General features: G+C 69.8%; 9 protein-coding genes and 1 pseudogene. 8 read left to right on the top strand and 2 right to left on the bottom strand.

Annotation, left to right across the window (positions count from 1 at the left end):
* A partial coding sequence (locus tag KD1_RS13825) for a metallopeptidase family protein (protein ID WP_083542486.1) occupies positions 1-449 on the bottom strand: 449 nt, incomplete at its 3' end.
* 79 nt (positions 450-528) lie between these two features.
* On the opposite strand from KD1_RS13825, the gene KD1_RS13820 reads away from it, so the two are divergent.
* The 6 genes and pseudogenes from KD1_RS13820 (at position 529) to ahcY (ending at position 6724) form a co-directional block, all read left to right on the top strand.
* Positions 529-945 carry a DUF3499 domain-containing protein gene (locus tag KD1_RS13820; RefSeq protein WP_068402867.1) on the top strand — a complete coding sequence of 139 codons (417 nt, stop codon included), beginning with the start codon at positions 529-531 and terminating at the stop codon, positions 943-945.
* 79 nt (positions 946-1024) lie between these two features.
* Positions 1025-2449 (top strand): annotated as a pseudogene (locus KD1_RS13815) (phosphomannomutase/phosphoglucomutase); the annotation flags it as partial.
* Entirely contained in the window at positions 2432-2719 is a 288-nt protein-coding gene (locus tag KD1_RS17690; protein WP_370670763.1) for a Trm112 family protein, read from the top strand. The pseudogene KD1_RS13815 and the gene KD1_RS17690, both read left to right, overlap by 18 nt.
* A 27-nt stretch (positions 2720-2746) precedes the next feature.
* On the top strand, positions 2747-4219 hold the full coding sequence (locus KD1_RS13810; RefSeq protein WP_068402865.1) for a mycothione reductase: 1473 nt from the start codon (positions 2747-2749) through the stop codon (positions 4217-4219).
* A 70-nt stretch (positions 4220-4289) separates the two neighbouring features.
* Entirely contained in the window at positions 4290-5234 is a 945-nt protein-coding gene (locus KD1_RS13805; protein ID WP_068402863.1) for a cation diffusion facilitator family transporter, read from the top strand.
* An 11-nt stretch (positions 5235-5245) separates the two neighbouring features.
* Entirely contained in the window at positions 5246-6724 is a 1479-nt protein-coding gene (gene ahcY, locus KD1_RS13800) for an adenosylhomocysteinase (protein WP_068402861.1), read from the top strand.
* A gap of 94 nt (positions 6725-6818) precedes the next feature.
* Here the strand turns inward: ahcY and KD1_RS13795 are convergent, their stop codons facing one another.
* Complete coding sequence (locus KD1_RS13795) at positions 6819-8129, bottom strand: putative hexosyltransferase (protein WP_157073363.1); 1311 nt, start codon at positions 8127-8129, stop codon at positions 6819-6821.
* Positions 8130-8257: 128 nt separating this feature from the next.
* Here KD1_RS13795 and mtrA point away from each other — a divergent pair, with 128 nt between their 5' ends.
* Together mtrA and mtrB are read left to right on the top strand one after the other, a co-directional pair.
* Positions 8258-8935: an MtrAB system response regulator MtrA gene (mtrA, locus tag KD1_RS13790; protein WP_068402855.1), complete on the top strand. Its 678-nt coding sequence runs from the start codon at positions 8258-8260 to the stop codon at positions 8933-8935.
* 2 nt (positions 8936-8937) lie between these two features.
* A partial coding sequence (gene mtrB / locus KD1_RS13785) for an MtrAB system histidine kinase MtrB (RefSeq protein ID WP_068402853.1) occupies positions 8938-10518 on the top strand: 1581 nt, incomplete at its 3' end.

Here is a 10518-nt window from a genome sequence, read left to right as displayed (position 1 = left end):
AGGTCGCCGGTGCCCGGCTCGAGGTCGTCCGGGTCGACGCCCAACAGCGCGGCGACCTGTTCGAGGAGGACGTGGTGCACCATGTGCGGCAGGTCGCTTGGGTCCGCGGCGCGCGCCTCCAACGGACGGCGATACACGACGATCCGCGGTGGCACCCCCCGCCCACCGGGGAAGAGGCGGCTCAGCGCCACGACATTGCGTTCCCAGACCGCCGGGTCGCTCGGGGGGACGTCCTCGACCGCGAACTGCACGCTGCCCGGTTCGCCGAGATGGCGCTGGAGGCGGGTCGCGGCGTCGATGACCAGTTCGTCGAAGGCCTCGCGCCGCGTGACCATCGCCGGAACGGGCGGCCACGCCAGGGGACCGCGCACGCCACGGCCGTGCCGATCGCGGCGACGGACCTGCCTCGACTGGGTGCGGGAGGAACCGCTGGGGAGCAGGCCGGACATGCTCCCGATGCTACGCACTCCGCCGGTGCACCCGTGGACGGCGTCACCGTTGTCGGCGTCGTGCCCTACTCTTTCGGGTGTGAGTGTGTCCCGAACGTGTTCGCGAAATGCGTGCTCCGCTGCTGCGGTGGCCACCCTGACGTATGTCTACGCCGATTCGACGTGCGTGATCGGGCCGCTCTCGACGTTCGCCGAGCCCCACAGTTACGACCTCTGCACCGAGCATTGCGAGCGGAGCATCGCCCCGCGAGGGTGGGAGTTGGTGCGTCTGGCCGGCGACCTCACCCCGCCGGAGACCCAGGACGACCTGCTGGCCCTGGCCAATGTCGTGCGCCGCGCCAACGCCGACCAGGCCCGCGAGGATGCGCAGGCCCAGGCACCGGTCACCTCTTCGGCCCAGCCCGAGCGCCACACCACCGTGTTCGGCGCTCCGGCCGGGGTGCGCGAGACGGGACGACGCGGCCACCTACGGGTGCTGCGCGACTCCGAGGACTGAGCCCACGGGGCTCCGGTGCGCCGGGGGCGAAGTGCGCGCCCGGTCCGCGATTGTCGGCGGCGCATATTAGCCTCGCCCTGTGACGCGAATCGACTTGAGCGCCTTCATCAAGGCCTACGACGTGCGAGGCACGGTCCCGGACCAACTCAACCCCGAGGTCTGCCGGGTGTTGGGCGCGGCCTTCGCCGAGGTGGTGGCCATCCCCGAGGGTGCGGAGCAGGTCGTCATCGGCCACGACATGCGCCCCTCCTCGCCGGAGTTGTCCCGCGCCTTCGCCGAGGGCGTACGTGACCGCGGCGTCGGCGCCATCCTCATCGGGCTGTGCTCGACCGACGGGCTGTATCACGCCTCCGGCATGTTGAACCTGCCCGGAGCGATGTTCACCGCCTCGCACAACCCGGCCCAGTACAACGGCATCAAGTTGTGCCGCGCCGGCGCCCGCCCGGTCGGCCAGGACTCGGGCCTGTTCCAGATCAAGGACGTCGCCCAGCAGTGGCTCGACGCCGCCGATCACGACGTCGCGACGGAGCGCGGTGGGCTCGAGGAGCGTTCGACGCTCGCCGATTACGCGGCCTTCCTCCGGTCGCTGGTCGACCTGTCCGGCTCGCGACCGCTCAAGGTCGTCGTGGATGCCGGCAACGGCATGGGCGGGCTGACCGTCCCGGCCGTCCTGGGCACGGCCGCCGGGCTGGCGGACCTGCCGCTGGAGATCATCCCGCTGTACTTCGAACTCGACGGCACGTTCCCCAACCACGAGGCCAACCCGCTCGACCCGGCAAACATCGTCGACCTGCAGGCCGCGGTGCTCGAGCACGGCGCTGACCTCGGGTTGGCCTTCGACGGTGACGCCGACCGCTGTTTCGCCGTCGACGAGCAGGGGCGGGCCGTGTCGGCCTCGGCCATCACCGGGCTCGTCGCGACCCGGGAGATCGCCCGCGAGGTCGCCGCCGGGAAGAACGCCGCCGACGTGTCGATCGTGCACAACGTCATCACGTCTGCGGCCGTACCCGAGGTCATCGCCGAGGCCGGCGCGACCGCGGTGCGCACCCGGGTGGGGCACTCCTTCGTCAAGGCGACGATGGCCCAGCACCAGGCTGTCTTCGGCGGGGAGCACTCGGCGCACTATTACTTCCGCGACTTCTGGTTCGCCGACACCGGCATGCTCGCGGCGATGCACGTGCTGGCCGCGCTCGGCGAGCAACAGGGCACGCTGTCGCAGCTGATCGGCGCGTTCGATCGGTACCCGGCCTCGGGTGAGATCAATTCGACCGTCGCCGACGTGCCCGCCGTCACCGCCCGGGTCAAGGCGTGGGCGCAGGCGCAGGGAGCGCAGATCGACGAGGTCGACGGGTTGACGGCCACCTTCGCCGGCTCGGATGCCGCCCCGATGTGGTGGTTCAACCTACGGCCGTCGAACACCGAGCCGCTGCTGCGTCTGAACGCCGAGGCCGGTGACCTCGCGACGATGGAGCGGATCCGGGATGCGGTGCTGGCCATCGTGCGGGCTCCGCAGGCGCAGACGACCGAGCCGGCTGAGGCTGCCGCCCCGGTTGCAGCGGCTGCGCCAGCTGCGGCAGTTGCGCCGGTTGCAGCGGCGGCGAACCTTGAGCCGTGGCTGCGCGAGATCCTGCGCTGCCCGGCCTGCCGCGGTGACCTGCGCGACGCCACCGGGCTGAACGGCGCTCCGGAACTCGTGTGCACGCAGTGCGCGCTGGCGTACCGCATCGACGACGGCATCCCGGTTCTGCTCGTCGACGAGGCGCGCCAGGCCTGAGGTCGCGCGGGTCGTAGGCTGGCCCGCGTGACCCACCACGACCTCGTCATCATCGGCAGCGGCAGCGGCAACTCCCTCGTCACCCCCGACTTCGAGGGGCGCAGTGTGGCGATCATCGAGTCGAACCCGACCTTCGGCGGCACCTGCCTCAACGTCGGGTGCATTCCGACGAAGATGCTCGTGCGCGCCGGCGAGGCCGCCCTGGCGGTCGACGATGCCGCGCGCCTCGGTGTCGACGCGACCCTCGACGCCGTGCGGTGGCCTGACATTCGCGACCGGGTCTTCGGGCGGATCGACCCGATCTCCGCAGGTGGCAAGGCCTACCGCCGCGACGGTGACCACACCACGCTCTACGAGGGCCGCGCCCGCTTCGTCGGCGAGCGCGCCCTCATGGTCACGACCGCGGACGGATCGCAGACCGAGGTGAGCGGAGACCAGATCGTCATCGCCACGGGCAGCCACCCGACGCTGCCCGAACCGCTGGCCGCCGCCGCGGCCGCGGGCCTGCCCGTGCACACCTCCGATACCGTCATGCGGTTGGACGCCCTGCCGGCGTCGATGCTCATCGTCGGTGGCGGGTACATCGCCGCGGAGTTCGCGCACGTCTTCGGCTCGCTCGGGGTGCGGGTCACGATCGTCAACCGCAGCCACACGATGCTGCGGGCCCAGGACGACGACATCCGAGCGGTCTTCACGCAGTACGCCGAGCGGGCGTGGGACGTGCGGCCGTACACCCGCGTCACGGCGCTGGAGCCGACCGGGGAGCAGACCGCCAACGGTCCGCGCATCCGGGCCACGCTGTCCTCCGGCGCCGTGGGCGACTCGGCCGTGGCCGGCCGCACCGAGGACGAGATCGCGCACCTCGACGTCGACATCGTGCTCGTCGCCACCGGGCGTGAGCCCAGCAGCGCCGATCTGGCGGCGGCCATCGGGGGAGTGGACGTCGATGAGGACGGGTACGTGCTCGTCGATGCCCACGGGCGCACCTCCGCGCCGGGCGTGTGGGCCCTGGGGGACGTGTGCACGCCGGTGCAACTCAAGCACGTCGCCAACCAGCAGGCCCGCGTCGTCGCGCACAACCTCGTGCACCCGGACGATCTGCGCTCCTTCGCCGTGGCCAACATCCCCTCGGCGGTCTTCACCCACCCCGAGATCGCGTCGGTCGGGTTGACGGAGGCGCAGGCGCACGAGACCGGCCTCGACCTCGCCATCAAGGTGCAGCAGTACGGCGACACCGCGTACGGATGGGCGCTGGAGGACACCACCGGACTGGTCAAGCTCATCGCCGATCGTGCGACCGGCCGGTTGCTCGGGGCACACATCATCGGCCCGACGGCCTCGTCACTGATCCAGACGTTGATCCACGCGATGGAGTTCGACCAGCACGTCCACGACGTCGCCCGCGGGCAGTACTGGATCCACCCGGCCCTGGCCGAGGTCGTCGAGAATGCGCTGCTCGGGCTCGACGTCACGGCCGGCACCCGGCTCGACCCGCGCTGACGGCGAAACCCGGTCTCATCCCGCGTGCCACGACGCGCGCAACGGAGCGCCGTGCCATACCTTTTCTCCCATGTCGACTGAGGGTGGAACCAAGGCCGTCGTGGCCGCAATGCTGGCCAACGCGGGGATCGCCGTGACCAAGTTCGCGGCCTACTTCATCACCGGTGGTGCGGCGGCCTCGATGCTCGCCGAAGCGATCCACTCGGTCGCCGACACCGGCAACCAACTGCTGCTGCTCCTCGGCGGCCGCGCCGCCAAGCGGGGGGCGAACGAGAAGCACCCGTTCGGGTACGGGCGAGCGCGGTACGTGTATGCGTTCGTCGTGTCCATCGTGCTGTTCAGCCTCGGTGGCCTCTTCGCCCTCTACGAGGCGTACCACAAGTTCCACGAGGTGCGGGCCGGTCACGTGGCCGACCTGGGTCGGTGGTGGTGGATCCCGATCGCGGTCCTGGTCATTGCGATCATCATGGAGTCCTTCTCGTTCCGCACCGCGATCATCGAGAGCGACAAGGCGCGCGGTGCCCGCTCGTGGAAGCAGTTCATCACCACGGCCAAGGCGCCCGAACTGCCGGTCGTCTTGCTGGAGGACCTCGCGGCGCTGCTGGGTCTGGTCTTCGCGCTCCTCGGTGTCGGGATGACCCTGCTCACCGGCAACGGCTACTGGGACGCCGCCGGCACCGCGATGATCGGTCTGCTGCTCGTCGCCGTGGCCGCCGTGCTCGCCTACGAGATGCGCGGGCTGCTCATCGGTGAGTCGGCCACGCCCGAGCACAACGACGCGATCCGGGCGGCCATCACCAGCACCGACAGGGTCGACGACATCATCCACATCAAGACCCTGCACCTGGGCCCGGAGGAGTTGCTCGTCGCGGCCAAGGTCGGCGTCGAGCCCGGAGCGACCGCCGAGCAGATCGCCGCCGCGATCAACGCCGCGGAGCAACGGGCCCGTGCGGCCGTCCCGGAGTTGACGCTGGTCATCTACCTCGAACCGGACATTCGCACCACCGCGGCCTAGACTGCTCGATCGTGACCTTCGACTACAACGTCCGCGACCTGTCCCTGGCCGAAGCCGGCCGCCACCAGATCCGTCTGGCCGAGCACGAGATGCCCGGCCTCATGGCGCTGCGGGCCGAGTACCGCGAGGCGCAGCCGCTGGCCGGCGCCCGGATCGCCGGTTCGCTGCACATGACCGTGCAGACGGCCGTGCTCATCGAGACGCTCGTCGACCTCGGGGCGCAGGTCCGGTGGGCGTCGTGCAACATCTTCTCCACCCAGGACGAGGCGGCCGCGGCCATTGTCGTCGGCCGCGACGGGACTCCTCAGGCCCCCGCGGGCGTGCCGGTGTTCGCCTGGAAGGGCGAGACGCTGACCGAGTACTGGGACTGCACCAACGAGATCCTCACGTGGGGCACCGACGAGACCGGAGCGCCGATCCACGCCAACCTCATCCTCGATGACGGGGGCGACGCGACGATGCTCGTGCACAAGGGCACCGAGTGGGAGGCCGCCGGACAGGTGCCGCCGACCACGGATGAGGACTCCGAGGAGTTCGCCGTGTTCAAGGAGCTCGTGCGCCGCACCATCGCCGAGGACCCGACGAAGTGGACCGTCGCGGGCCAGCACATCAAGGGCGTCACCGAGGAGACCACGACCGGCGTCATGCGCCTCTACCAGCTGGCGGAGGCCGGCAACCTGCTCTTCCCCGGCATCAACGTCAACGATGCGGTGACCAAGAGCAAGTTCGACAACAAGTACGGCACCCGCCACTCGCTCATCGACGGACTCAACCGCGCCACCGACGTGCTCATCGGCGGCAAGGTCGCGGTCGTGTGCGGCTACGGCGACGTCGGCAAGGGCTGCGCGCAGGCGCTGGCCGGCCAGGGCGCGCGCGTCATCGTCACGGAGATCGACCCGATCTGCGCGCTGCAGGCGGCGATGGAGGGCTTCCAGGTGACCACGCTCGAGGAGGCCGCGCCGATCGGCGACATCTTCGTCACCACGACCGGCAACTTCGATGTCATCCGTACCGAGCACATGCTGGCCATGAAGAACAAGGCGATCGTGTCCAACATCGGGCACTTCGACAACGAGATCGACATGGCTGGTCTGGCGAAGGTGCCCGGCGTCGTCAAGACCGAGATCAAGGCGCAGGTGCACGAGTGGACCTTCACCGAGGGTGAGAACGCCGGATCGTCGATCATCGTCCTCTCCGAGGGCCGCCTGATGAATCTCGGCAACGCCACCGGGCACCCGAGCTTCGTCATGTCGAACTCCTTCACGAACCAGACGATCGCGCAGATCGAGATGTTCGAGAAGGCCGACGAGTACGTCGACGAGGAGGGCAACCCGACCGTGGCGGTCCTGCCGAAGATTCTCGACGAGAAGGTCGCACGCCTGCACCTCGACGCACTCGGCGTGAAGCTGACCGAGCTCGACAAGGACCAGGCGGAGTACATCGGCGTCGACGTCGCCGGCCCGTACAAGCCGGAGCACTACCGCTACTGACCCACCGGCCCACCGCCGAGGGAACAATCGGGGCGACCCAACGCGGAGTTGGGTCGCCCCGATTGTTCCCTCGGCGCGTTCGTGAGGGTGCCGATCACGGGTAGGGGCGCCCGCTGCCCGGCGGCACCGGCAGGGTGAAGACCTCGGTGATGAACAGGTACTGCGCCACGATGCCGATGCCGGACAGGATCACGAGGATCACGATCCGCCGGCGGCGGTGGGCCATCTCCTCCGGCCCGTGCGGCACCGGATCGGGGAACGGCCAGAGCGGGGCGAGGATGAGCAGCACGAAACGCACCGTGCTCGACCCGGGCGAGGTGACGAGGAACAGGTAGATCGCGTACGCCAGGGCCCAGGCGCGCAGCTCGAGCCCCCACACCCGCGTCGCCTTGCGGAACAGCACGATGAGCAGCGGCAGCACGGCCGCCATGATCAGCGTCGCCGCGATCGGGCCGTAGTACACCTCGATGCGCTGCCACCAGTTGTTGAACAGCGCCCGGTCGGCGTTGACCTTCCATGCCCGCTGGGTCTCGAGGAAGGCGTTCTGGTGCCCGGTGACCATGTCGACGATCAGGGGCCACACCCCGGACAGAGCACCGACGAAGAGGGTGAGGGCGGCGAGTTTGACCTGCTCGACGCGCTCGAACGCGCGGTCCTTGCGGTGCCACCACCGCAGCAGCCAATACAGGCCCATTGCGATGGCCATGGCCGGCGCGATGCCGCGGGTCAGGGACAGCGGCACCGACAGGGCCGCCGCGAAGGCGTAGTTGCGCACCCGCAGCTGGTAGAGCACCAGGGTGATGAACATCATCGCCATCGACTCGGTGTAGGCGACCTGCATGATCGGTGCCGCAGCGTAGAGGCACACGCACAGCACCGTGGCGGCGGCGACGAACCGGCCGGCTGTCTCGAGCAGCATGCGGTGCAGGACGATCATCGCCACGCCGCCGCACAGCGTGGCCAGCAGGGGAGCGGCGACGTTGAACCCGATGCGACCGGCGGACAGCTCCATGATCGCCCGCACGAGCCCCGGGAACAGCGGATAGAAGGCCCACTCGTTCTGTTGCACGGTGTCGCCGACCATCGGCAGATGCAGCGGATACCCGTTCAGGGCGATCGATTTGTACCACTGGCCGTCCCAGTTGTGGGTCACGGTCCAGTAACCGGGGTTGGCCGGGGTGGGGAACTTGACCGTGTACGCGGCCGTCGTCTCGGTCATCGCGATCTGTCGGCTGGCGCCCTGGATGAGGAAGACCGCCGCCATGATGCGCGTGGCGACGTAGATGGCGACCGGAGTCACCCACGACGCGGTCGGATCGCCGAACCGGGCCGGCCAATGCACCTCTCGCCCGAACACGACGATCCGAGGACGTGGCGGAGCGCTCGGAGGGGCAGAGGTGGGCACGTGGGCAATCTACCCGCCCTCGTGTCGTGCTTCGGCACGCCCGGAGCCGGGTACCGGCGGGGCGATCCGGGCAGCCTGTGGGAAACTGGCCGACAGACACCGCTGAACCGCTGTGAAGGAGTGGAGACGTGAAGGGACGAGTCCTCGTCGTCGACGATGACGCCGCCTTGGCCGAGATGCTCGGCATCGTGCTGCGCAATGAGGGCCTGGACGTCACCCACGTCGCCGACGGCGCCGAGGCGCTGGGTGCCTTCCGCGAGTCCAAGCCCGACCTGGTCCTCCTCGACGTCATGCTCCCGGGCATGGACGGCATGGAGATCTGTCGCCGCATCCGTGCCGAGTCCGGTGTGCCGATCGTCATGCTCACGGCGCGCACCGACACCGTCGACATCGTCGTCGGGTTGGAGTCCGGGGCCGACGACTACGTCCAGAAGCCGTTCAAGCCGCAGGAGCTCATCGCCCGCATCCGCGCTCGCCTCCGTCGCGGTGACGAGCCGGAGCCCGAGCGTCTGGCGATCGGTGACCTGAGCATCGACGTGGCCGGTCACAGTGTCCGGCGCGGCGACGAGACGCTGTCGCTGACCCCGCTCGAGTTCGACCTGCTCGTCGCCCTGGCCCGCAAGCCGTGGCAGGTCTTCTCCCGCGAGGAGCTCCTCGAGCAGGTGTGGGGTTACCGGCACGCCGGTGACACCCGTCTGGTCAACGTGCACGTGCAGCGGCTGCGCTCGAAGATCGAGCACGACCCGGAGAACCCGCGGTTCGTCGTGACCGTGCGTGGCGTCGGGTACAAGGCGGGGCCGGCCTGAGCATGTCGTCGTGGTGGCGTCGCCTCGCCGCCGATCCGTTCGGACCACTGCGACGGCTTCCCTCGGGGTTGGACGCGGCGTGGCGGCGCTCCCTGCAGTTCCGCGTCGTCACGACCACGCTGATCCTCGGTCTGCTCGTCGTCAGTGGCGTCAGCGGTCTGATGTACCGCGAGGTGGCTCGGGGTCTGCAGGAGGATCGGGTCACCGAGGCACTCCAGCAGACCCAGGTCCTCGCCGACCGCGCGCAGGCCGATCTCGACCAACTGCAGACGGAGGACCCGCGCGCGCAGCTCTCCCTGCAGGTCGCCGACGTCATCAAGTCCCTCGAGCCGGGGCCGTCGGACGCCCAGCGATTCGTCGTCGTCATGGCCTCACGCGACAACCGGAACACCGTCCGTATCGACAGCTACGCCACCCGCGGCTTCCCTGCCGCGACCGTGCCCGAGGCCCTGCGCAACGCCGTCGCCGACGACCCCCGCCGTCAACAGTCGACGTTGGTGGAGGTGCCGGCCGATCTCGTCTCCTCCCCGTCGGGGGCGAACTGGTGGCGCCTGCAACGCCCCACGGTGGCCGGGGTCATGGTCGGCCAGCAGTTGTCGGTGCCGATCGCCGGGCAGTACGACCTCTACGTCACCTACCCCATGGACCGCGAGCAACAGATGCTCGGGGTCGTCACGCGTTCCTACCTCCTGGGCGCCATCATGCTCGTGCTGCTCGTCTCGGCGGTGGCGTGGGTCGTGGCCCGGCAGGTCGTCGCGCCGGTGCGTCGCACCGCCCAGGTGGCCGAGCGCATCTCCTCGGGCGAACTCAACGAGCGGATGGCCGCACGCGGCACCGATGACATCGCCCTGCTCGGCAAGTCGTTCAACGAGATGGCCGACAACCTGCAGACCCAGATCCGCACGCTCGAGAACGTCTCGAGGGTGCAGCAACGATTCGTCTCCGACGTCTCGCACGAACTGCGCACCCCGCTGACGACGATCCGGATGGCCGCCGACCTCATCCACGCTCAGCGTGAGGAGTTCCCCGAGGGCACCCAGCGGGCCGCCGAGCTGCTCAACGACGAACTCGATCGGTTCGAGGCCCTGCTGGCGGACCTGCTCGAGATCAGCCGCTTCGACGCCGGCGCGGCCAGTCTCGAATCCGACCTCGTCGACATCACCGCCATCGCTACCCGCGTGGTCGAGGCCACCGAATCCATCGCGCAGGCCCGCGAAACGGCCGTCACGGTGCACCGGCCCGACGAACCCGCCACCGCCCGCGTCGACGCCCGGCGCATCGAGCGGGTGCTGCGCAACCTCGTCGTCAACGCGATCGAGCACAGTGAGGGTCGCGGCGTCGACGTCATGATCGGGGTCAACACCGAGGCCGTGGCGGTCGTCGTGCGCGACTTCGGTGTCGGCCTCAAGCCGGGCGAGGCGACGTTGGCGTTCAACCGCTTCTGGCGCGCCGATCCCGCCCGCAACCGCACGACCGGCGGTACCGGGCTGGGCCTGGCCATCTCGCTCGAGGACGCCCGCCTCCATCACGGCTGGCTGCAGGCGTGGGGCGAGCCGGGCGCCGGAGCGCGGTTCCGCCTGACC

This window comes from Kribbia dieselivorans NBRC 106261, from assembly GCF_001552435.1.
Taxonomy (GTDB): domain Bacteria; phylum Actinomycetota; class Actinomycetes; order Actinomycetales; family Dermatophilaceae; genus Kribbia; species Kribbia dieselivorans.
The sequence above is the reverse complement of the archived record's forward strand: the minus strand, read 5'-3'. Positions and strand labels throughout refer to the sequence as shown.

Bases quoted from the DNA above. Each gene is read 5' to 3' on its own strand.
- KD1_RS13805 (WP_068402863.1), top strand. From the start codon at position 4,290: ATGTCGACTGAGGGTGGAACCAAGGCCGTCGTGGCCGCAATGCTGGCC.